Source organism: Endozoicomonas montiporae CL-33 (assembly GCF_001583435.1).
Classification (GTDB): domain Bacteria; phylum Pseudomonadota; class Gammaproteobacteria; order Pseudomonadales; family Endozoicomonadaceae; genus Endozoicomonas_A; species Endozoicomonas_A montiporae.
On record NZ_CP013251.1, the window covers coordinates 3,316,034 to 3,338,601 of the forward strand.

At 51.1% G+C, this 22,568-nt stretch carries 18 protein-coding genes; 7 read left to right on the top strand and 11 right to left on the bottom strand.

Annotation, left to right across the window (positions count from 1 at the left end; all coding sequences use genetic code 11):
• Positions 1-111: 111 nt before the first annotated feature.
• From EZMO1_RS15170 to EZMO1_RS15190, 5 genes are all read right to left on the bottom strand, one after another.
• Positions 112-324 carry a Trm112 family protein gene (locus EZMO1_RS15170; RefSeq protein ID WP_034872500.1) on the bottom strand — a complete coding sequence of 71 codons (213 nt, stop codon included), beginning with the start codon at positions 322-324 and terminating at the stop codon, positions 112-114.
• 52 nt (positions 325-376) lie between these two features.
• Complete coding sequence (lpxK, locus tag EZMO1_RS15175; protein WP_244886702.1) at positions 377-1,483, bottom strand: tetraacyldisaccharide 4'-kinase; 1,107 nt, start codon at positions 1,481-1,483, stop codon at positions 377-379.
• Positions 1,480-1,908: an ExbD/TolR family protein gene (locus EZMO1_RS15180; protein ID WP_034872497.1), complete on the bottom strand. Its 429-nt coding sequence runs from the start codon at positions 1,906-1,908 to the stop codon at positions 1,480-1,482. Before EZMO1_RS15180 ends, lpxK begins: the two co-directional genes overlap by 4 nt.
• Positions 1,908-2,540, bottom strand: a complete 633-nt coding sequence (locus EZMO1_RS15185) for a MotA/TolQ/ExbB proton channel family protein (protein WP_034872496.1) — start codon at positions 2,538-2,540, stop codon at positions 1,908-1,910. The genes EZMO1_RS15180 and EZMO1_RS15185 overlap by 1 nt, the downstream gene beginning before the upstream one ends.
• Before the next feature lie 101 nt (positions 2,541-2,641).
• Positions 2,642-4,978 (bottom strand): DNA internalization-related competence protein ComEC/Rec2, encoded by a 2,337-nt coding sequence (locus EZMO1_RS15190; protein ID WP_160173995.1) that lies wholly within the window; start codon positions 4,976-4,978, stop codon positions 2,642-2,644.
• Between the two features lie 355 nt (positions 4,979-5,333).
• Between EZMO1_RS15190 and EZMO1_RS15195 the strand changes: the two genes are divergently transcribed.
• From EZMO1_RS15195 to EZMO1_RS15210, 4 genes are all read left to right on the top strand, one after another.
• Positions 5,334-5,870 carry a DUF2062 domain-containing protein gene (locus EZMO1_RS15195; protein WP_034872494.1) on the top strand — a complete coding sequence of 179 codons (537 nt, stop codon included), beginning with the start codon at positions 5,334-5,336 and terminating at the stop codon, positions 5,868-5,870.
• A 19-nt stretch (positions 5,871-5,889) separates the two neighbouring features.
• Positions 5,890-6,180 carry a hypothetical protein gene (locus EZMO1_RS15200; protein ID WP_034872492.1) on the top strand — a complete coding sequence of 97 codons (291 nt, stop codon included), beginning with the start codon at positions 5,890-5,892 and terminating at the stop codon, positions 6,178-6,180.
• 256 nt (positions 6,181-6,436) lie between these two features.
• On the top strand, positions 6,437-9,136 hold the full coding sequence (locus EZMO1_RS15205; RefSeq protein WP_061509566.1) for an RING finger protein: 2,700 nt from the start codon (positions 6,437-6,439) through the stop codon (positions 9,134-9,136).
• The gene (locus EZMO1_RS15210; protein WP_086936419.1) at positions 9,133-10,338 is read left to right on the top strand and encodes an IS91 family transposase; all 1,206 of its coding nucleotides are present in this window, start codon (positions 9,133-9,135) and stop codon (positions 10,336-10,338) included. Before EZMO1_RS15205 ends, EZMO1_RS15210 begins: the two co-directional genes overlap by 4 nt.
• A gap of 184 nt (positions 10,339-10,522) precedes the next feature.
• Here the strand turns inward: EZMO1_RS15210 and EZMO1_RS15215 are convergent, their stop codons facing one another.
• The gene (locus EZMO1_RS15215) at positions 10,523-11,215 is read right to left on the bottom strand and encodes an ABC transporter ATP-binding protein (RefSeq protein ID WP_034872488.1); all 693 of its coding nucleotides are present in this window, start codon (positions 11,213-11,215) and stop codon (positions 10,523-10,525) included.
• Positions 11,208-12,452 (bottom strand): lipoprotein-releasing ABC transporter permease subunit, encoded by a 1,245-nt coding sequence (locus tag EZMO1_RS15220; RefSeq protein ID WP_034872486.1) that lies wholly within the window; start codon positions 12,450-12,452, stop codon positions 11,208-11,210. The genes EZMO1_RS15215 and EZMO1_RS15220 overlap by 8 nt, the downstream gene beginning before the upstream one ends.
• A gap of 112 nt (positions 12,453-12,564) precedes the next feature.
• Between EZMO1_RS15220 and EZMO1_RS15225 the strand changes: the two genes are divergently transcribed.
• Complete coding sequence (locus tag EZMO1_RS15225) at positions 12,565-12,930, top strand: hypothetical protein (protein ID WP_051789232.1); 366 nt, start codon at positions 12,565-12,567, stop codon at positions 12,928-12,930.
• Positions 12,931-12,933: 3 nt separating this feature from the next.
• Here the strand turns inward: EZMO1_RS15225 and rlmKL are convergent, their stop codons facing one another.
• On the bottom strand, positions 12,934-15,102 hold the full coding sequence (rlmKL, locus tag EZMO1_RS15230) for a bifunctional 23S rRNA (guanine(2069)-N(7))-methyltransferase RlmK/23S rRNA (guanine(2445)-N(2))-methyltransferase RlmL (protein ID WP_034872484.1): 2,169 nt from the start codon (positions 15,100-15,102) through the stop codon (positions 12,934-12,936).
• Between the two features lie 380 nt (positions 15,103-15,482).
• Between rlmKL and rmf the strand changes: the two genes are divergently transcribed.
• The gene (gene rmf, locus EZMO1_RS15235; RefSeq protein ID WP_034873408.1) at positions 15,483-15,695 is read left to right on the top strand and encodes a ribosome modulation factor; all 213 of its coding nucleotides are present in this window, start codon (positions 15,483-15,485) and stop codon (positions 15,693-15,695) included.
• A gap of 262 nt (positions 15,696-15,957) precedes the next feature.
• Here rmf and EZMO1_RS15240 read toward each other — a convergent pair whose 3' ends face one another.
• Entirely contained in the window at positions 15,958-16,980 is a 1,023-nt protein-coding gene (locus EZMO1_RS15240; RefSeq protein ID WP_034872483.1) for a quinone-dependent dihydroorotate dehydrogenase, read from the bottom strand.
• 248 nt (positions 16,981-17,228) lie between these two features.
• On the opposite strand from EZMO1_RS15240, the gene EZMO1_RS15250 reads away from it, so the two are divergent.
• Complete coding sequence (locus tag EZMO1_RS15250; RefSeq protein ID WP_034872480.1) at positions 17,229-21,050, top strand: hypothetical protein; 3,822 nt, start codon at positions 17,229-17,231, stop codon at positions 21,048-21,050.
• Here the strand turns inward: EZMO1_RS15250 and ccmB are convergent.
• Together ccmB and ccmA are read right to left on the bottom strand one after the other, a co-directional pair.
• A complete protein-coding gene (ccmB, locus tag EZMO1_RS15255) occupies positions 21,047-21,751 on the bottom strand; it encodes a heme exporter protein CcmB (RefSeq protein WP_051789231.1) in 705 nt (234 codons plus the stop codon). The genes EZMO1_RS15250 and ccmB overlap by 4 nt on opposite strands.
• The gene (gene ccmA, locus EZMO1_RS15260) at positions 21,751-22,431 is read right to left on the bottom strand and encodes a cytochrome c biogenesis heme-transporting ATPase CcmA (RefSeq protein WP_082211543.1); all 681 of its coding nucleotides are present in this window, start codon (positions 22,429-22,431) and stop codon (positions 21,751-21,753) included. The genes ccmB and ccmA overlap by 1 nt, the downstream gene beginning before the upstream one ends.
• Positions 22,432-22,568: the final 137 nt, after the last annotated feature.

Consider the following 22,568-nt stretch of genomic DNA (forward strand, 5'->3'; position numbering starts at 1 on the left):
GATTGCAAGAAATTGAGGATAAAAAGGTTTGAATTTGAGGCGAATAGCAAGGCTATTCAACGAAAAGTCAGAACTTTTTAGACAATTTATTGCAACCGCAGTAGGACAGTCTTAAGTCCGGCAGGCTCCTAGCCCATTGCTTTCCACAAGGCGCTCATCACTGGTCAAAGTACGAGCCTCTCCTTCCAGCATCACGGGAATACCGTCCCGAATCGGAAAAGCCATACCACAGGGACGACAGATCAGTTCAGCCGACTCTTTGGCATGTTTCAACTCACCCTTACACTGTGGACAGGCAAGAATTTCAAACAACTTTTTATCCATGACGCTTATCCATACTCTTTATCCATGATGCAACTTCATCACTTATTATCTTTTAACCTATCTTCGACAGGGAGTCTGGAGCATTAGTTTCAACCAGCTGAACCATTTTATTCAGCACAGCTTCGGGTATATGCGCCTGTACGGGCAAATACCAGACATTATTCCCTGCGAAACCCCGACATTTTACCGCATCTTTGGCCGTCATCAGAACCGGCAGATCATCATCAAAGGCAATATCCTCCGGAACAAACCCGTGATGATCCGGAAAACCATGGGGAATCACGCTAAACCCCAGCGACTCAAGCGTGCGAAAGAACCGTTCGGGATTGCCGATTCCCGCCACAGCATGAACCTTTCCACCCTGTGGCGGCGAACAATCCGTACAGGCCACCGGCACAAGGCCAGCGGTTTCCAGATAAAAACAATCAAAATCAACCGGCAGGTCGCCCGACGGTGCGCCATTGACCAGCACCTGATCAACAGTCTGTAAGCGCTCTGGCGGTTCCCGCAACGGGCCAGCGGGCAGACACAAGCCATTGCCCAACATTCGCTGACCATCAATCACCACGATTTCAACATGACGATGCAGACGGTAGTGCTGCAAGCCATCGTCGGTGATAATCAGGTTGCAGCCACTGCGCTCAATCAGTGCCCTGGCAGCCGAGACCCGATCCGGATCAACCATCACCGGCACCTGCAACTGCTGCGCCAGCATCACCGGTTCATCTCCGGCAATAGCCGGATTCGTATCAGCAGTTACCAGCAAAGGTAAGCTCTGAGCGTCAGCCCCGAAGCCACGACTGGCAATACCGGGGCGATAGCCTTTTTTCTGGAAAAATCGCACCAGCGCCGCCACGACCGGGGTTTTACCGGTACCACCCACCGACAGGTTTCCTACCACAACCACCGGTACGGGCGGTTGCCAGCGTTGTGACCGTATGGTTTTCTGGCAACGTCGGCGAGCCAGCCACTTGAACAGGGCCGTTAATGGTAGCAGCAGCAGGGTCCATCGGCCTGAACCATACCATGCATTCATAATCGAACGGGTTAAACGATCCCGCCAGAATGTAGCAGATCGCTTTGAAGGAGATCGTTTTGAAGGAAATCGCTTCGAGGGAACAGTAGACATCTTGTTACTCGACATCGGGGAGTCTGTCACTCCCCGTCAGAATCAGCCGGTTTGCGAGTGGTCATACTCAGGTTGGCAAAACCCAGCTGACCGGCAGCGTCCATGGCGGTCACCACAGACTGGTAAGGCGTGTTGGCATCAGCGGTGATCACTAACGGCAGAGTGCCGTCACCATCGCTCACCTTGCCCAAAGCAGATTTAAGGGTGTCCAGACGACTGTTGACCAGACTTTTACCATTCACCGCAAAGTCACCTTCTTTGCCAATCACAATTTCAATCTGTTTCTGCACCTGTTCCTGCACTTCGCCGCTGGCTTCCGGCAAATCAATAGCCAGTCGGGTTTCGCGGGTAAAAGTGGTCGAAACCATAAAAAAGATCAACAACAGAAACACCACGTCGATCAACGGTGTCAGGTTGACCGACACTTCTTCCTGGGTTTGGCGACGAAATTTCATCACTTGCCCCCGTTGCGGTCTTTCAGCTTGCGCTCCCCTTGAAGCACTTCGACCAGTTTGGTGGCTTCCTGTTCCATGGCCACTACCAGCTCGTCAACCCGGCGGACAAAGTATCGATGAAAAATCACGGAAGGGATGGCAACACTCAAACCTGCTGCAGTGGTAATCAGTGCCTTGGAGATGCCTCCCGCCAAAACACCCGCATTACCGGTGCCCTCCAGCATAATCACGGTAAAGACATCAATCATGCCAATAACAGTACCCAGCAAGCCCAGCAAGGGCGCAACTGCTGCAATGGTACCCAGAGTGTTCAGGTAACGCTCCAACTCATGAATCACACGTCCGGCCTGTTCATCAATACTCTCTTTCATAATGTCCCGGCCATAACGGGCATTAGATATACCGGCCGCCAGAATTTCACCAAGAGGAGAGCTTTCACGCAGCGATGCGACTTTTTTGCTGTCCAGATCGTTACTTTTAATCCACTTCCAGACCTGGGACAGGGTGTTGCGGGGCGCAATACGGGAAGGTCTGAGCGTCCACAAGCGCTCAAACACGATAGCCATGGCAATAATGGAGCAAAGTATAATGGGCAGCATCAACCAACCGCCGGATTTCACCAGTTCGAACACTGTTCATTCCCTTCATCTGTGATCTTCAGACTTTAACACAGCTCTGGGCTCATGGTTAACCGCTGGAAACCTATGTTTACAGCCTGTGACAATAAAACCCGTTACAGTATTGGTCGCTGCCAGTAATGAGTCTGCTGTTGCCTCCAGCGCTGGACCCCCACTGCCTGACCCAGTGTAAATTCCAGAGTCCCGTCAACCGCAGTGTTGAAGACTTCACTGCCCTGCTCCTCAAGGCGATCCAGCACTTCTGCAGACGGGTGCCCAAACCGGTTCCGATAGCCTGCCGAAATCAAGGTAACTTCCGGCTGGACAGCATTAAGAAAAGACGGTGAGCCTGAATGTCTGCTGCCGTGATGAGGCAACAAAAGATAATCCGATTTCAGTATTGCCTGACGGCTCAGCAACTCTTTTTCAACCCGCCAGCCAATATCACCGGTTAACAACAAAGACTGCCCGTTGGCAGTGACTTTCAGTACACACGAACGGTCATTGGTCATCGACCACGATCCACTGCCGGCAATAAATTCAAAACGAACCTGATCCCATTCCCAGGTTGCCCCCGTTTCACAGGGCTTGATGTAACCGGAATAATCCGGCACACCGGAGCCTGCCCACAGTCCCCTGACAACCAGCGACTTTTCCAGATCATTAAGACCTCCGGCATGATCACGATCTCCGTGGGAAATCACCACCCGATCAAGGGCATTAACGTTTTTCTTTCTGAGATAAGGTACAACCACGCGATCAGCCATGGAAAAGCGCGGCCAGATGGCATCGCCCGTATCGTATAACAGGCTGTGAGAGTGCGTGCGAACAAACACCGAGACTCCCTGCCCGACATCAAGTACCGAGACTTCCGCCAGACCGGGTGTCGGTGTTTTTTGCTTTGGAAGCAGCCAGGGCAACAGCAGCACAGGAACCAGACGGACAATTCCCAAAGCAGCGGGTGCCAATAAAATGAAAACAGCTAGCGAAGCAAACATTACGCCCAGCACTCCAGCACCCTGATGTTCGAGACTCAGGTGACCAAACAGGGGCTGATCAAGCCATTCAAGACCCAACAAAAAACACGACATCAGCTTTTCAAGCAGTACCAACAGCGCGTAAAACAGTGCTTCAGAAAAAAGACTGACCAACAACGTAAACAGCGCCAACGGCACCATTAAACCAGCTACCAGTGGAATAGCCACCAGATTGATCAAAGGCGATAGCAGGCTGACGCTCTGGCCATTGAATTGCAACATGGGAAACAGCAGCAGGAAAACCAGCCACTGAGGGTGTCCCCAACGCTGCCAGTGACGGTTCATTCCCACTCGCCCAACAAACCCATACAGCAGAACACCAACCGCCGCAAAGGAATACCAGAAGCCAGCACTGGTGATCGCCAGCGGGTCAAGGGTTAACACCACCGCCAATGCCAGCAGGTACAAAGTTGAAGGTTTCGCCTTAATCCCCAGAAGCGGGCCTGACAGGGCAATCCCGGTCATTACCAGCGCCCGCTGCACAGGGACTGTGAAGCCCGCAAGAGTGGCATAAGACAAGGCCATGAGCAGTGCAATTATTGAAGCTATCACTGGTAGCGGCACAACCGTCAGCGGCAGTAAGCCCAGTCGTCCAAACAGCAGAGACAGCCAGAAGCCCAGCCCCGCCATCAGTCCAATGTGCAATCCGGAAATCACCATCAAATGCGTCGTACCGGACTGATTCAACCATTGCCACTGCGCCTGCGAGATTCCCGATTTATCGCCGGTCATCAGGGCTATCAGCAAACCAGACGAATCACTCTGCAGCGCTGACCTGACCATGATGCCGATGCTCTGACGAAGCTGGTCCCGTCTCTCAGAGAGTGTCGGAAAGCCCTGCCCCAGCCACAGACCCGACACCACATAACCGGTCGCCTGTATACCTTCTCTGGCTGCCCATGCCTGCATATCAAACGCTCCGGGACTGCTGCTACCCAGAGGCGGTTTTAATTTAACCGTGAGCTGCCATTGATCCCCGGGCTGCATCTCAGGACCTCCATACCAGCTGAGGCGAAGTTTTTTCAGTGGCAAACCCTGTTCCGGACTGACTGAAACATCAAACCGTTGAAGTGTCTCAAGATTGGCAGGCAGACCCTGAACCCGAACCTTTAATGTCAACTCACGTCCAAACAGATCTTCATCTACCCACAAATTCTGAACCTGAATGGCATGCAGATAACCGACACACAGCCCCAAAAGGTAAAAAGCAGAGGGCACTCTAAGACGAGGACAACCGAACCAGAACGGTATCAATGGCAACAATAAGAAGCCGATAACCTTCAGACAAAGGTAACCGGACTGCCCCAGACTCTGTGTTACCAGCAAAAGAGCGGTTATATACGTAAAAACACAACTGCCAAGATGGATAGAGTGTTTGTTATTTTCAGGGCATAATAGACGGGTTTTATGAATCACTATTTTTGTGTACAGCAGTATGCAAAAAACGTAAATGTAAAACCATTGACCGGTATTTAGACCTGCGACCAATCACTGTTTCACAGAATGGATACAGGATAGTCGTTAACCGGTCAGTCGATCAGTCTATTCACTGAAACCTACAGTATCGCTCGTCCCAAGGCACCTGAACAGGCTTTAATATTGGATGATGTACTTTAGCGGGGAACATCTACACTGTGTTGGAATATGTGGATTACACAACCCTTATCAATGCAGAAGACTGCCTGATCATAAACCCAAACGCCCACTTTGATGAGAAAGAGCATCTTTTTCAACCAACCCTGGGCAGGCTGCAAGAGAGACCGTTAGGGACATGGCGAAAAAACTGATACAGCGCTATCTTCCAGACCCGAAAACCATTACAGAAAACCGTTATCTGGCTTTTCTGGGCAGAGCCCTGCATAACCCGAACCTGTGGCACCTCAACCGTCGTTCGGCAGCCAGTGCCTTTTTCGTGGGCATTTTTGCAGCTTTCATCCCGATTCCGTTTCAGATGGTTGTTGCAGCCATACTTGCCGTTATCTTTCACTGCAACCTGCCACTGTCGGTAGCGCTGGTCTGGATTACCAATCCCCTGACCATGCCCGCTATTTTCTATTTTACCTATAACGTTGGTTGTTATATCCTCCACGTCCCTGTCAGCGAGACCTCCTTTGAGCTGACCATTCACGGGGTTGGAGTTGAGCTGGTACGGGTCTGGAAACCCTTGTTTCTGGGCTCCATTGTAACCGGGTTAGTGGGTGGCGCACTGTGCTACTTCCTGATCCGCCTGTACTGGCGCTGGAATGTCATCCAAAACTGGCAACAGCGTAGGAAACGCAGACGACAACCATCCCGTTCATCCGATTAACAGCAATTCGATTACAGTCATGCAAAGAAGCTTCCAAAAGCGCAAGCCCAAACTGGAAGGCCGCGGCGTCCTTGAAAAAATCATTACCGATGGCCCACACAGTGACTGGCTGGGCATGCCAGACTATTTCATTCACACCCTGACCGTTGGCGGGGAAGAATACAAATATCTGGCCGCTGAAAAAACACTGGATGTCGGTGAAGGCGACACCATCGTGTTCCGCTACAAGGAACAGGGTAAGGAAAAACGAATCGACAAACGTTCTCTGGGTATTTACATCGACCCGGCTCAATATATGCTCGACAACTGAAGGCCTTGTAAGGTGTAGTGAGTTCAGGCACTACACCACATATGAATGCAGGGCAAGCACTGTTCGCTAATCTGCATTCTTATAAACAAGGTAGGCCGCTTCGCGGCGACTTTTTGAGCGGTGCAACCTTTTGGCTTTGACAAAAAACACACTCATTTTCCTGAACTATCCTTTCTCACTCTAACAACTGGAATGAAAGGATAGAGCCATAAAACGCTTACTCTTTGCTGTACTACTGCGACTCTCTTTCGTCTGTTTGGCTGAGACGCAGACAAAGAGTTTTATTGTAGAGGTTGAACATAACAACCAAAGCTTTTCTATAAAGCCTGACCTGGATGCATGGCCTGCAATGCCAGCCATTGATATGGAGCCATTGCGGAAAAACTCGGCAGACACTACTGACACAAGCAGCTATGCAGGATCAGACTCACCACCTGATGACAAGCCATACAGACCTCCCGGTTCCTGGCAAACCGTGACCACTGTGGTTGAGTCCATTTGGCAGCCTCTGTACGCCAATCGTGAAGTCATCGGTTACACATTAATTCTGACTCTCCAAAAACAGGGAAGCCCCCCTGAGTCCCAGCCTTATTTATGGCTACCTGTGGTAGCGACTGTCGTCGTCGGTTGGCTGACCAGAAAACACTGGAATCCAGAACTCCCTCTGTTCAGTCAAATGGATGAACAGGAGTCTAGTGAGCAGCATGAACTTCAAATCATCACGTTGATGAACTCGAATCAAGGAAGTTCTTTCTGGCTATCTTTCCGGGAACGACAACAGGACCAATCATCTGGCTCATGCTATTCCTCTGGATATTCACCTTCTTCAGGCTACCTGTCTGGTAATTCTGGTGGCGGTGGCGGTTTTCCCCCTGGTTCCGCACATACCTTCGGCCAGCATTGTCCCGAGCATCCATGTAACAATGGACCTTGCACCTATGCCTCCAATCGCGGCGCAGACCAGCATCCTGCTAATGGTCGGTGTCAGGATTACCGTATGGAACTGGATACATATATGAGGGAAGAGCTGTGTTTATCATTTCAATCTGCTCCAGCTCCAGGTTCCAGCGCTTCTAATGGCTTTGGTAATTTTCCCGTTGCCTCTGCCCTACAGCCTTTAGAAGCAACTGAACAACATTTATGCAGTTTCTGTACTGACGGCTCCTGTTTTCTCTGCAAAAATCCTTGTCCTGCTCCTGAAGGAGTTACACATTGCCGAGAAGCTAGTTTTGTCAGGGCAATGGCCGCTCCCCAGACACAAACCTTAATCCACTTCTCTCATCCTCAACAACCGGGCTGCTTTCAAAACAGTACTAACGTTTTAACTCATATATCCCCTTCTTTCATAGCAAAGCAATATACGGGTTTTACACCATCTTCGTTTAGCTCATCTACCGCTAGCATTCAAACAGTTGTTACTGCAGAAACTGGTAGCACAACTAGCGAGCTGGAACCCCGTCCTGCTAAAAAGAAAAAGCTTCAGCACACTGGCTCTGAATCTGAATTTACGGGAGATAACTCTCAACAGCTGTTAAACCAGCATCTTAAGGAATTCCGTGCTTTGCGAACTCCCACAGATAACCTTTGTTGGCTGCATGCTATCAATTTATCCGCAAATGTAAACGTCTCTGGTCTGATTGAAAGGCTCATTGCCATGATTAAAAACTACTTAGAAGGTAATGCGCAGGAATTGACAACCGAATATCTAAAAAATTTTCTCTCAAACTGGAAAGCTGTACAGGGTGTAGAAAATGTCCGATTGGTTTTGAAACAACTCACCAATCGAGAATGGCCAGACTTCACTATTTTATTGCCGCTTCTGAGCCACTTACTCGAAAAAACTTTTGTCGTTGTCAATCTGCATGCCAGTGGATTGACTCAGGATCAGGTTTTTACCTACGCCAATCCTGATGATTTTCAAGTCACCATAGTCTCAGAAGCATCGTCTATAAGTACCACAGGGGAACCTGTATATCTGGGACTTCTATCCAATGATAATCACTTTGTCGGTATTCGGCCTGGCACCCAAGATGAAAACAATCCATACCGCTGTCCTGTTTGCTTTAACAACTTTACAGAAAACAGTGATATCAAGAGTACAAGTTGCTTTCACTACATCTGTAACCATTGTTTTGAGAAACTTAACAAACCAGAGTGGACGTGTCCTATATGCAGGGAGGAACAGAAGTTTATTCAAGCCCTGTCTACTCACAAAGGAAGAGATCACACCGGGCAACAAACCTGTGACGTGACAGTGGTCGGGGAGGATGGCCAGCAGCGGCCATGCGGGACGGTCTGCAAGAATGCGAAAGCCCTGTCTACTCACAAAAGCCGATATCACACCGGGCCACAAACCTGTGACGTGACAGTGGTCGGGGAGAATGGCCAGCAGCGGCCATGCGGGACGGTCTGCAAGAATGCGAAAGCCCTGTCTACTCACAAAAGAAGAGACCACACCGGGCCACAAACCTGTGACGTGACAGTGGTCGGGGAGGATGGCCAGCAGCGGCCATGCGGGACGGTCTGCAAGAATGCTCAAGCCCTGTCTACTCACAAAAGCCAATATCACACCGGGCCACAAACCTGTGACGTGACAGTGGTCGGGGAGGATGGCCAGCAGCGGCCATGCGGGAAGGTCTGCAAGAATGCTCAAGCCCTATTTACTCACAAAAGCCAATATCACACCGGGCCACAAACCTGTGACGTGACAGTGGTCGGGGAGGATGGCCAGCAGCGGCCATGCGGGAAGGTCTGCAAGGATGCTCCAGCCCTGTTGTATCACAAAAGAAGAGACCACACCGGGCCACAAACCTGTGACGTGACAGTGGTCGGGGAGGATGGCCAGCAGCGGCCATGCGGGACGGTCTGCAAGAATGCTCAAGTCCTGTTGAATCACAAAAGAAAACATCAAAAACGCAAGCATGGCGATCTCAGTTCATCGGAAGGTAAAGAGTGATTCGCCTCCCAACCCGACTTAAAACACTTTTCCAGAAAGGCGGCGCATGGTGGCACTTTTACCAGAAGCACAAACACCGCATACGTCCTGCCATTGTGGATAACGTCATCAAAATGCCCAGCTGCGGATTGACGGTGCGGGGCTATGCCGTGTTCCAGTGCAGCAACCCAAAATGCTCGCACCAGAAAAAAGTCTGCTTCAGTTGCAAGAGCCGGTTCTGTCCCACCTGCGGCAAGAAACTCACTGACCAGTGGATAGAACAGCAGAAAGCGATATTTCCGGATACCGAGTGGCAACACATCACCTTCACCATGCCCTCGGAACTCTGGGAGTTGTTCCGGTACAACCGGCAATTGCTGGGCGCACTCAGCGGATTGGCAGCCAAGGTTGTTCTGAAGCTGACCCGAAAAAAGGGAATATTGCCCGGCATCTTCACCGCCCTGCACACCTTCGGCCGTGACCTGAAGTGGAACGTGCATGTGCACCTGTCTGTCACCCGTGGCGGGCTGGCCAATGACAACAAAGACTGGAAGCCTCTCTTCTTCAGCAAGCAGGCACTCATGCCCATGTGGCGCTATGAAATCACCCAACTTTTACGGGAGAGCTACAGCCGAGGGGAACTGAAGCTTCCGAAAACCCTGCAAGCCATCTGTCCCAACAAAACCGGATTCAATCGTTGGCTCAATGGCCACTACCAGAAACCCTGGATCGTTCACTTTGCCAAACCCAGCAAGAATCACCACCGCAACATCAAATACCTGGGTCGCTACCTGAAACGCCCAGCCCTGTCCATGAGCCGCCTGAAACACTACGATGGCAAGGAGGTGATCTTCGGTTATCTGAACCATACCACCAAAGCGTATCTGCGTTTTACCAGCAAAGTGGAGGACTTCATCAAACGCCTGGTACAGCACATTCCGGACAAAGGCTTCCGCATGATCCGGTACTACGGTTTCCTGGCCACCCGAGTGCGCTCAAAGCTGTTACCGAAAGTTTATGATCTGCTGGAGCAGCCTGAGAGAAAAGCCATTCCGATCCGGTTCCCGGCGCTGATGAAAAACAGTTTTGGGGTAGACCCACTGGAATGTATCCTGTGCCAATCCAGGATGATTTTGACAGGCATCGTGCCGGGTAAAACACTGGCGGAGCTGCGGCAGTGCCATGAACGGCTGGCACTGGGCAGACCGGTTGCTCTGGAGTAACAGGGTCAGTGTGTCCTGAGCAAACAGAAGCAGAGAAATAGATGGTTTATTTCAACTTCACACCAATATCACCTGAAAAACTGCGGTTTTTTAGTGTCAGATAAAACGGCCTGATCTCTTCAGAAAAAACCATCAGAACTATACGACAACAGGTTTTCTATCTATGCTTTGAAATTCCTATACATCAAGACTGTAAAAGACAACCGCCTTGCAAAAGGTAAGTTCTGTCCATCTGTTCAGCGAAAGCCATATCATGAGTTACAACGATGAAGCTTGTGGTCAACTCGTTTGAAAGACGGGTCATAAGCTCATGAACTCTTGATGCCGTATTTGGATCAAGATTACCGGTCGGCTCATCCATAAACACAAGATCAGGCTGAGTAACCAGGGCCCGGGCAATCGCCACGCGCTGCCGCTCACCACCTGACAACTCGGCAGGTTTGTGTTTCATCCGGTGTGACATTCCAACCAGTTCAAGCATCTGTCCAGCCTGCTGGCGAATTGCTGCCAGAGATTCCCCTTTACGCAGCAACAAAGGCATAGAAACATTTTCCAGCGCAGTAAACTCTGGTAGCAGATGATGAAACTGATAAACAAAACCCAGGTGCTGATTACGTAGCCGGTTTTGTTCCCGATCCTTCATATTGGCGAGGTTGTGACCACACACCAGCACTTCACCAGACGTTGGCTGATCCAGACCAGCCAGTAGTTGCAGCAATGTGGTTTTACCGGAACCGGAAGCACCGACGATAGCAATTCGCTCAGAAGGTGATACCAGCAGATTAACATCTTTAAGAACCTGCAGCTCCTGGGGACCTTCATCAAAACTCTTTGCGAGTGTCGTACATTTCAGTACATCGTTTACCTGCTCAGTCATAGCGCAATGCCTCCGCCGGTTGAGTTTTGGAAGCACGCCAGGCCGGGTAAAGCGTCGCAAGGAAACTCATCAGCAACCCTGCCACACTGATGGAAATGACATCTCCCCATTGCAGTTCCGATGGAAGATAGGAAATAAAGTAAACATCCGGACTCAGGAAACGAATACTCAGCACCCGTTCAATGGTTGCAACAATATCCGCCACATTCAGGGCAGCTATCACACCCAGTACCACGCCCAGAACCGTACCAATGATGCCAATCAGCGACCCCTGCACCATAAAGATACCCATAATCGTTCTCGGGCTGGCTCCCAGCGTTCGCAGAATGGCAATATCAGACTGTTTGTCGGTAACCACCATAATCAGGGTGGAAACAATATTAAACGCCGCCACCGCGACAATCAGCGTCAACAGCAGACCCACCATGGTTTTTTCCATCTGGATCGCCTGAAACAGACGCCCTTGCGTACGAGTCCAGTCCTGCACAAAATAACGACCCGGCAATGTCATCGCCAAATCCCATGCGATGGCTGGAGCCCGGAACAAATCGTGCATTTTCAGACGAATACCTTCCACACCTTCCGGCACCTGCAGAAAACGCGCAGCATCCTGAATGTTGATATAGGAGAGACTGCCATCAAGGTCAGCGCCTACCGAGAACAAACCCACCACCGTAAAGCGACGCATACGCGGGAACACACCGGCCAGATTCACATTGGCTTCCGGCAACACCATGGTCACCTTGTCTCCGAGAGTAACACCAAGATACTGGGCCGACAGCTCGCCCAGAACAATGCCAAACTCTCCCGGCTTCAAATCATCCAGCGAACCCTGAACCATGTGGTCATCGATAATCGACACGTTCTTCTCATACGCCGGATCTACTCCGTATACCATTGTGCCACGAACTGCGCTGCCATTAGCCAGCATGCCCTGACCATCAACAAAAGGCGCAGCCGCTTCTATGCCTTCAAACTCGATGGCCTGCTCCAGAATATCCTGCCAATCCGACATCCCGCCATTCACAGCCGTAATGGAAGCATGGGGCACCATTCCGAGGATTCGGGTACGCAACTCCCGGTCAAAGCCATTCATGACCGACATAACAATGATCAGCACACAGACACCGAGCGTCAGCCCGATCATCGACATCAACGAAATAAAGGAAATAAAATGATTTCGCCGTTTGGCTCGCGTGTACCGCAAACCTATAAAGAAAGGCAGGGGTCTGAACATTCAATCAGGGTCCAGTTTATGACCAGTGCTTCACAAACAAAGACCAGCCAAATGTTAATTGTAAAGAAGTTCGCTATTATAACCCGAAAATAACAAGCGGCGAATCCACACCATGAAAAGCCCCTGTAAACACTTTGGCCAGCTGGCTGCCCGACTGAGCGCTGCACTCGTTCTTATCGGCATTGCAAGCACACCCCTTCACGCAGAACAGGAAAGTAGCCTTGCCGTCACCGTGGGCAGTCAGTCAGAAGAATTACGCCGATCCCTGCTGCTACCACAGCACGGGCAGAGCATGACCTCGGTAGAAGATCTGCTCGGACCACCGGAGCAGTCCGAAACTGTTGGCAACCCGGCCATTACCACCTGGCGTTACAGGGACATGACCGTGTATTTTGAAGAAAACGTGGTATTAAGGGCTGTCGTACACCATCGCCCGCAGCAAACACAGACGACGGATCTGGCACGACAGGCTCAATAACCATTAGCCTTTATGACGAATCATCCAGCAACGATGAATATTGCTGCGTCGCTGAAAGTCCTTATCAAGGGTCTGACCGGAGATCTCTTTCACGTCAAACTCGGCCTCGATCTTTTCATCCAGCTTGAAGCGACGGAAGTTATTGGAAAAATACAACGTTCCGCCTTCATTCAGACGGCGCATCGCCAGCTTGATAAGATGACCATGGTCACGTTGCACATCAAACACGCCTTCAAACTTTTTCGAGTTTGAGAAGGTTGGCGGGTCGATGAAAATCAGGTCATAGTCGTTTTTATCACGCTCAATCCACTTCAGGCAGTCTTCCCGCTCAAATCGATGGCGAACTTCACTCAGACCGTTCAGGGCGAGGTTTTTACGTCCCCAGTCCAGATACGTATTCGACAGATCGACACTGGTGGTCGTGCTGGCACCACCTACAGCCGCATGTACCGTTGCAGTGGCGGTATAGCAGAAGAGGTTCAGAAACTTCTTACCCTTTGCCTCTTTCTGAAGTCGCATGCGCATCAGGCGGTGATCCAGAAACAGGCCGGTATCCAGATAATCGTGCAAATTCACCAACAAACGACAGCCGCCTTCTTCAACCTCCATCATCTGCCCGACCTGATCAACGCGATTGTACTGGCTGGTTCCGGATTGACGTTTGCGCTGTTTAAACACAACCTGCTCGCGTGGAATTTCCAGAATCTCGGGAATCACACCCAGAGCTTCCAATAACCGTTCTTTGGCTTTCTCTTCATTAATCGAAGCCGGTGCTGCGTATTCCTGCACATGCACCCAGTCGCCATACACATCCACAGCAACGGCATATTCAGGCATATCCGCATCGTACAAGCGATAACACTGAATTTTGCTCTTGCGCGCCCACTTGCCAATGGTTCGCAGGTTTTTCTTCAGACGGTTACCAAACATGGTGGCGCCTTCTGAACGATAAGTCACAGAAGGAATATTGGCAGGCTTTTGTTCGGCATTAACAGTGACAGCCTGCTCCTGCTTTTCACGAATATCGTACAGGAACAACTTACACGGCAGTGCACCGTTAAACAGGGAGTAAGTCTTTTTCGGCCCCATACCCAGACTGCGAACCAGTGCCGGTGCACCTGTAAAAATGGCCGCTTCCCAACCCGGACAGTTCTGTTTCAGTTTTTCACCAAGGTGCTGGTACAAATAAACCAGACTGGCTTCATCACCCATCCGTTCACCGTAGGGCGGGTTACAGATAACCAGGCCCGCTGGCAAATCATCATCCAGACGCAAATCCTTAAGCTCCTGCTGACGAACACTGACCAGTCTGGATAACCCCATACGTTCGAGGTTTGCTTTGGCTCGATGCGCCACCGATGACAGCCCTTCAAAACCGATAATTTGTGACTGAACATTGGCAAGACCAACCTTACGCCGTTCACGGGCCTCCTCAAGAATATCCATCCAGATTTTCGGTACATGCCCCATCCAGCGGTCAAAACCAAAACGCGCCCGCATCAGTCCCGGGGCAATATCCGCCATCATCATGGCACCTTCAATCAGCAAGGTGCCGGAACCGCACATGGGATCAACCAGCGTCGCACCGGTTTTCATTTTTTCCTGCCAGCCTGCACGAATCAGCAGCGCTGCAGCCAGATTTTCTTTCAGAGGTGCCGTACCCGCTTCCAGTCGGTAGCCACGCTGGTGCAGACTTTGTCCGGACAGGTCAATGGAAACAAACGCTTTTTCACCACGGGCGTGCACATTGATACGCAAATCCGGATTACTGGCATTCACCGAAGGTCGCCAGCCGTGTTCGTCACGCAACTGATCGACAATGGCATCCTTCACCACCTGTGCACCAAAGCGAGTGTGGTTGATGTCCGGGGTTGAGCCGGTGAAATCGATGCGGAAGCTGCTGTTATTGTCCAGATGGTCGTCCCATTCGAAAGACTTCACGCCGTCATACAGCTGTTCTTTGGTGGCACTGTTGATTTCACCCAGTCGTAATAATATGCGACTGGCCAGCCGCGACCACATACACCCACGGTAGGCCACTTCCAGACCACCACTGAAGCTGACTCCGGCGACTGTTTCCTGAACAGTCTGGGCACCCAGCTGCTCCAGTTCCCGGGCCAGAAGATATTCCAGACCTTTCGGGCAACTGGCAAAAAATTCGATTGAACTCATTTCTGAACTCTTTTTTCGGAGAGTGATGCTGCCATAAACGCTCCGGCACTTTCACTCTCATTGACTGTTTCTCAGGAAAAACTGCACAACAGCGGGGCTTCCTGAAGAGTTAACGGTTTATAGCGTCATATGGGCTGCGCTATAAATGAAAATTAGTTATTAAAATATATTTTTTATTCTATTTTATTTCTCGACAGCTCGATTAATATTCGATAGAAATTGACCCGTAGACTTTCCCTGCAAGACATGCCCCCGAAGCTTTCATCAGCTTCCAGGGTTGCTTTGACTCGGGGAGCTGCCGGAATGCTGTAGACCGGGGAGCAGTAAGGGATGCCATGGAGGCAGTCAACCAATGTACCAGCAAGAGGCAGTACCACATGATGAAAAGACAAAAAAGGGATAAATCAGACAGAGCCTATACCAAGGGATATCAAACCGGCGTGTCTGGCCGCTCCAAGGATATCTGCCCACACGTGGAACCACAACTTCGTCAGGCCTGGCTAAGTGGCTGGCGGGAAGGTCGTATCGACAACTGGGATGGCATGATAGGTGTTTCAGGCGTTCACCGATTATCTGACGCCAGCCATCTTTGACTTATACCAATCAAAATAATTAGCTTCGTGATGAGCATGCCTTTTCAGCCGGTTAGGCAAGGCGGCGTGAGAAGCCATAGCCTTAGCTATGGCGACGAATGCCAACGCAGAATAACCGGCTGAAAAGGCAGCGCAATAGAATAGCTAATTATTGCGATTGGTATTATAACCCCTTCAGAATCAGACCTTCAGGACAAGAAAGCCCCGGCAAAACCGGGGCTTTCTTGTTCAAAGCCATACTTTCACTGTATGTTTCAGACGCTCAGCGATCGCAGGAATACACCGCTTCAGCCGCTTCACGAATCAAAGCCGGGCCTTTGTAGATAAAACCAGAGTACAACTGAACAAGGCTGGCACCGGCTTTAATCTTGTCAGCTGCGGTTCGGGCATCCATAACGCCACCTACACCGATAATCGGCAGCTTGCCAGAGAGTTCATCAGACAGCAGCTGAATCACTTCTGTAGAACGATCACTCAACGGTGCACCACTCAGACCACCCTGCTCCTGAGCATTCGGCAGACCCAGCACCGCATCACGGGACAATGTTGTGTTGGTAGCAATCACACCATCCAGCTCATAAGCCATCAACTCCCGGGCAATGCCGGCAATCTCTTCTTCGGTCATATCCGGAGCAATTTTGATGGCAATAGGCACCTTGCGGCCATAACGTTCAGCCAGTGCAGCCTGCTCTTGCTTCAGCATATCCAGCAGGCTTTTCAGGGCATCACCGTATTGCAGCTTACGCAGACCCGGCGTGTTTGGAGAAGACAGGTTCACGGCAACATAACCGGCATGGGCATACACTTTACGCAGGCAAATCTGGTAATCACTGTTGGCGTCTTCAACCGGAGTATCGAAGTTTTTACCAATGTTAATGCCGATGACACCCTTGTAATTGCACTTTCGTACATTCTCAACCAGATGATCCACGCCCTTATTGTTAAAACCCATACGGTTAACCAGAGCATTTCGTTCCGGAATACGGAAGGCACGGGGTTTCGGGTTACCCGGCTGAGGGCGAGGGGTAACGGTGCCCAGCTCAACATGACCAAAGCCCAGAGCGCCCATACCGTCAATGCAGTCAGCGTCTTTGTCCATGCCGGCAGCCAGACCCACCGGGTTATCGAAGGTCAGCCCCATCACCTGACGTGGACGGGAAGGTACCTTTGGAGCCATTAAACCCGTCATTCCAAGACGCTGACCAGCCGCAATCATCTCAAGCGCCATATCGTGAGCATTTTCAGCAGAAAGACAGAACAGTAATTTGCGGCCAAGTTGATACATGCAGAATCCCGAAGAAGAAGTGTCAAGACAAACCGGTCGAATTATACGTAATTCTGATGTAAACACCAGATTTGGAACTTCTTTTATGCAATTCTGTCATAAAAACTACAAGCTCACCTTTTATCTGCTGTCATTGTTATTGCGACTGACAACACGGACAGCCAGCCTGACCAGTTAACGAACCTCCTTAATAATGCCCTGTCTGACCTTATACAGACACTCGTAGAAGGCTATGCAAGGAGGCCGCCATGATGAATCTGAAACCCGCTCAAGCAGAAAAAGCCCGCACCGCCAGTGGTTGGTCTTATGATGATACAGGTTTTGTTCCAGCCCCCCCCTCAACAGATGGCCGGATATCCAAAGTAGCCGCTGACGATCTGGAGCTGCGACCTTTTTCCGACGCAGAGCCCTTCACTTACACGGCGCAGGCCAATCCCAAAAACCTGAATGCCCGGGTTATTTCTCAATCCCGTGAGGGGCTTGAAGAGCAGCTCGATACCCTGATGGCACACTACGACAATAACGGTCTGGAACGTGAGGAAACAGCCATACTGCATCCTTATGGCATTCTGGGTCAGATTTCCGAAGACCATCCTGCATTTGCCTCCGCACTTCTGAAACACCGTCTGCAGGAACTTAAAGCGGATGCCGCTACCTGGTGGAGCTCTGCCAATCGTGAACACGCTAATCAGCAACTTGCCCTGATGGATCAACTGCTGGCAGCAGGCCAGTATGAAGAACTGCTTGCCCTGTTGGTGAAACTGGAAAAAGCCAATAAGAAGGTGTCTTTCTGTCAGGTGATGAATGCAAAGTTTCTGGATCCTGACCACCACAAAGAGACACCACTGTATAAACCTTTCAAGAATTCAGCCTGGTTTGCCAGCCTTCGTGCCAACGTTCTGGCTGACCTGCAAAAATCCGATGCCAGAGAAGAGGCTTCTTCAGCCTTTCACCGTCTGCAGCAAAGTTTCGAACAACTCGAGCACCGCAAAGCGGACAAAGTACATTCTCCTGAAGATCTGACAGACTACATGCTGCTGGCAGATCCTGAAGCCGTCAATGGCTACCTGAAGGGCCAGTGTGATTTCCGGCTCAGAGAGTTGCGCCTGAAGATGAAAGAAACCGGTCAGGCTCTTACTAACGATGAACGGGCTGAAGTCAGAGCATTGTCCAGCCAGTTACAGCAGCTGGGCAAGGTGACCAACCGGGCGGACCTGACAACCTTTCTGAAAGATCCTGCCAATGCAGAGCTGAAGAAAGCCCTGGAAAGTGTCCTGATCGAGGTATACCTGCAACAGCTGCAACAGGTCATTTTCAATACCGATTACGCCATGCTGAACAAGGCCGGGCTGCACGAGCTGGTTAAAACCAGTAACCTGTTTAAAGAAATGATGGCCACCTACAAAACTGCGCAGGTACTCGGCGACGAAGAGCTGGAAGCTCTGGCCAAGCTGGAAACAGCAGTGGAAAACTTTGACCGAGCCGAAGAGCTGTATCGTTTAATCGATAGCGAGAAGCACAAGCCAGTAGACAAACGTCTGTTTGCCCTGAAAGTCCCTTCGGTTCAACGCCTGATGGAAAAGCTGACTCGCAATAACAGTGATACAGAAACCCAGCTTTACAACACCATGGAAGCACTGTTTAAAGCAGAGGTTGCCTTTGATTCCGACCGCACGCATCCCAACCTGATGGCATTACAAAAAGCCCGTTTCGAGTCGCGTCGGTTGCAGCAGGAACAGGCTGAATTCGAAATTCGCGCCAAGCTCAAGGATCAGGACGATCTGGTCGTACTGACCACAGGGAACTACGACACAGACATTAAAACGTTCAAAGCCATTCACGCCGGTCGCCAGAAGTTCACTCCTGTGTATCCTGCCGGAAGCCTTATGCAAGGTGCCTTCCGGTTGGCGAAACGAATCATCTGGGACAATGAACGTCCTTTCCATCAGATTCTGGCCGATCTGGAGCAGGCAAAGGTACTGAAGAAACTGAATTACTCGGCCAGCAGTGAATTCCGCCAGTTACTGAGCGACGTGGCCGGTATGGATGGAGCGTCTCTCGAAAAGGCGGCAGCCAGTATCGCTGCGCCCACCAGCAAGCTCTGGAAAGACTGGCAGGCAGGCAAGGCCGGCTTCCTGCAGGTTATGAACCTGCCCGGACAGAGTTACAAAGCACTGGAGCAGGAAGCGCGGGACATTATCAGTTCGGCTCTGGAAGTGGCCGAGCGCAACCCGGCACAATTCCGCCAGCTGTTCGGCGACGTTTCACTCATCATGGATCAACTGCAATCCTTACTGGGACCAGACAGTGTAGGGCTGCTGACCCAGCTGCAGAATGCTGCAAGAGCTCACTCGATAGCGTCCTGCTTTGCCGGTGACGAACCGGTCATGGAAGCAGTGGATCCAAACTCGGATCTGGCAAAAAACATCAAACGGTTCCAACTGCTCTGCGACATGGCGGCTTACACCATGCACGCCACCACCGCCGCAAACTTTGTCAAGAATGTTATGACAGGCAACGCTGCAGGCTTCTGCGGAACGGCAGCCGGCATTGTTGGCGGTTTGCTAACCTTTGGAGCCGCAGCACCGGCCTGTGCCGCCATTGGTACAGCCCTGGGAACAGCGCTGACCATCGGCAACGCCGCTGTAAAATATGCGGGCACCCATGCCATACGCAACGGTCTCAACAGTCTGGACGGAGAACAGGCTCAACTGCTCGACAAGGTGGTCAACTACGGACCATCGTTCCTGACTGCAACCAGTCCTTACGATGTCCTTGCAACCGGTATGCGTCACTTTGGTAAAGGTGACAGTGTGGCTACCGCAGCCGCCCGTACGATTCTGGGACCGATTCTGACACCGTTCAAAAACATGTATAAAGCGATCAAAGGCATCCACCAAGGAGAAGAAGGTGCCTGGAAGCAGTTTGGAATCGAACTGGCAGTTGCCACCTCGGCTATCGCCCTGACCGCTGCCCTGGGAGCCACGGTATACGCCATAGGATTTGCCACCATTCTGGGCAGCCCGGCATTGGGCGCAGCCCTGACAGCACTGACCTTCAGCTACGGATTCTTCCAGCTGGTCAGCCGCATCCGGACCATCGGCGGCTCGGTTTACAACAGCATTCAGCACTACCAACAGGCCATGTTCAACTCCGACAACCCCTTGATCAAAAAGGTCAAAAAAGAGTGTAAGAAAGAAGCAAGAAGCCTGGTTGCCAGAATGATGGATCGCGACCTGTACTATCAGCGCATTCAGGAAGAAAAAATGAAAGAGCTTTACAATACCTACTGGAAGCGCTGGAGCAAAAAGCATTCCGCTGAAGCCCTGACCCATGTTCAGGCCGTTGCCAGCCAGCTTAAAGAAACGGAAGGTGCCCGAAAAGAACTGGCAAAACAGGTCATGGACTCGGTAGAACTTCTGAGTACTCTGGACACAGCCATTAAAAACGCAGCCGAGGTTGCCGGTTCGGAAGAACAGTTTCAGGCCCTGAAAACAGAGCTGATGAAAGCGGGTATTGAAAGTGACCGCATCAACCGCAGAGCCCTTGCCCTGACCTTGCAAACTCTGAAAGAAGAACAGCTGGCCATTGTCGAAAGGCAGTGTGGTACCAAAGCACCGGGTGAAACCGAAGCAGCCATTCTGGCTACACTCAACGAGCACTACCGCAGCATTATGCTGGGCGGCAAAGTGACTGACCTGCTGAAGCTGACTCCTAAGCAGGAGCAAAAAGCCGAAGACAAGGCTCAGAAGCGGGTGGTGAAAACGGCAGAAGCCTCAGCCCAGAAGCACTATGAAGAAAGAGCGCAGCTGATGCTCACAGCGAGCCTGACCAAAGCCGCAGAAGCCCAGCTGGAAGAAGGTACCGAGATCACCGAAGACGCGATGAAGAACCCGGCTGTTGCCAATGCAGCAAGAGCTGAACTCCTCAACCAGAAACAGCTGTACAAGGATACATCGGACAGCCAGATGGAACGCTATCGGGGCTGGTTCTCCAGAGTCAGCGGATTATCCGGCGAAATGGTCAACAAACTGCTGGGTTACACCAGTCTTGGCCTTGCGATAAACTAATCCGTTACTACTCTCAGGGCGCCTGCAATGGCTATCGGGGCCAGACACAACCCGAACACCAGCAGCGCCCCCATCCAGAGCAGATGACCTGTGTAAGGCATTTCATTGATAGCATTCTGCACAGCTCCGGTGCCAAAAATCAGAATCGGTATATACAACGGCAGAGACAACAGCGTTAACAGCACACCTCCCCGCTGAACTCTGACAGTCAGCGCCGCCCCAATACCTCCCACCAGGCTCATCAGGGGTGTTCCCAACAGCAAACTGAACATTAAAGGTGCAAATGCCTGAGCCGGTATGTGCAACATTAAAGCCAATAGCGGTGCCATGAGAATAAGAGCGACGCCTGTCGTTAACCAGTGCGCCGTTATTTTCGCCAGCACCAGCAATGGCAAAGGATGAGGTGACAACAACAACTGATCAAGAGAGCCATCCTCCTGATCCCCTTTGAACAGGCTGTCGAGCGACAGCAGCACCGCCAGCAGGGCACCAATCCAGACCACGCCACCCGCCAGCTGTGACAACAACTCTTTCTGCGGAGAAATACCCATGGGAAACAGACTGGCCACCATTAAATAGAAAGCCACCGGATTCAGGGTCTGACCGGGCGTACGAAACGCCAGCACCAGATCCCGACGGATCAGTGCCACAAATGCCTGCCGACCCTGTAATGAATTTTCGGAAGTATCTCTGGAAGCCATCACAGAAACACCTCCCCGGTATCATCACTGACCAGCGCTTCAGCATTCGGGTATTCGGGAAGATAGTCATCCAGCCTGATTCGGCGAATGCCACCAGACAGGTCAGATAAACGCTGATGGCTGGTGATAATCACCATGCCGCCTTCTGCAACGTGACGAGCCAGCAGGCTCTCCAGCCAGACCACCCCGTCAACGTCAATCGCCGTAAAAGGCTCATCAAGAATCCACAGTGATGACTGGCAGGCAAACAGATCCGCCAAAGCAACACGGCGGTGCTGCCCGGCAGACAGCTGACCACAAGGCGTATCTTCATAGCCATGCAGACTGACTTGCTGTAAAGCTTCTATTACCTGTTGTTCTGAAGGGCATTCATTACGAAGGCTTGCACGCCATAGGATGTTTTCAATGGGTGTCAGCCCGGCTTTTATCGCAGGCTTGTGGCCAAAATAGAAAGTAGACAGACGGAAGTCAGCATAAATGCTGGACAATGTTTGGCCTTTCCAGACAATGCGACCCTGATAATCACCGGACAAACCGGCCAGCACCCTTAACAGTGTTGTTTTGCCTGAACCATTCGCGCCTTCTATCTGCAACAGCTCTCCGGGGGACAGCCGGGCAGAAAGGTTTTGAAAAAGAGTCCGGTCGTCTCTTATGCACCCCAAATCAACAAGCTCAAGCAACTCGACATCCTTTTTTTATTCAGCATTTATTCTGTTGCAGTGTTCAGGGAAAGTGTTCAAGCGGCACGTAACCAACAAAAAAACCACTATGGTGTTAAAAAAACAAAAAACACGTATAACTGCAAGCCACTGAATTT

Excerpts from the sequence above, each read along its gene's own strand:
- EZMO1_RS15240 (WP_034872483.1), bottom strand. The coding sequence starts at position 16,980 with ATGTATCAACTTGGCCGCAAATTACTGTTCTGTCTTTCTGCTGAAAAT.
- rmf (WP_034873408.1), top strand. The coding sequence starts at position 15,483 with ATGAAAAGACAAAAAAGGGATAAATCAGACAGAGCCTATACCAAGGGA.
- EZMO1_RS15170 (WP_034872500.1), bottom strand. The coding sequence starts at position 324 with ATGGATAAAAAGTTGTTTGAAATTCTTGCCTGTCCACAGTGTAAGGGT.
- EZMO1_RS15225 (WP_051789232.1), top strand. The coding sequence starts at position 12,565 with ATGAAAAGCCCCTGTAAACACTTTGGCCAGCTGGCTGCCCGACTGAGC.
- rlmKL (WP_034872484.1), bottom strand. The coding sequence starts at position 15,102 with ATGAGTTCAATCGAATTTTTTGCCAGTTGCCCGAAAGGTCTGGAATAT.
- EZMO1_RS15250 (WP_034872480.1), top strand. The coding sequence starts at position 17,229 with ATGATGAATCTGAAACCCGCTCAAGCAGAAAAAGCCCGCACCGCCAGT.
- EZMO1_RS15220 (WP_034872486.1), bottom strand. The coding sequence starts at position 12,452 with ATGTTCAGACCCCTGCCTTTCTTTATAGGTTTGCGGTACACGCGAGCC.
- EZMO1_RS15195 (WP_034872494.1), top strand. The coding sequence starts at position 5,334 with ATGGCGAAAAAACTGATACAGCGCTATCTTCCAGACCCGAAAACCATT.
- EZMO1_RS15215 (WP_034872488.1), bottom strand. The coding sequence starts at position 11,215 with ATGACTGAGCAGGTAAACGATGTACTGAAATGTACGACACTCGCAAAG.
- EZMO1_RS15200 (WP_034872492.1), top strand. The coding sequence starts at position 5,890 with ATGCAAAGAAGCTTCCAAAAGCGCAAGCCCAAACTGGAAGGCCGCGGC.
- EZMO1_RS15180 (WP_034872497.1), bottom strand. The coding sequence starts at position 1,908 with ATGAAATTTCGTCGCCAAACCCAGGAAGAAGTGTCGGTCAACCTGACA.
- ccmB (WP_051789231.1), bottom strand. The coding sequence starts at position 21,751 with ATGGCTTCCAGAGATACTTCCGAAAATTCATTACAGGGTCGGCAGGCA.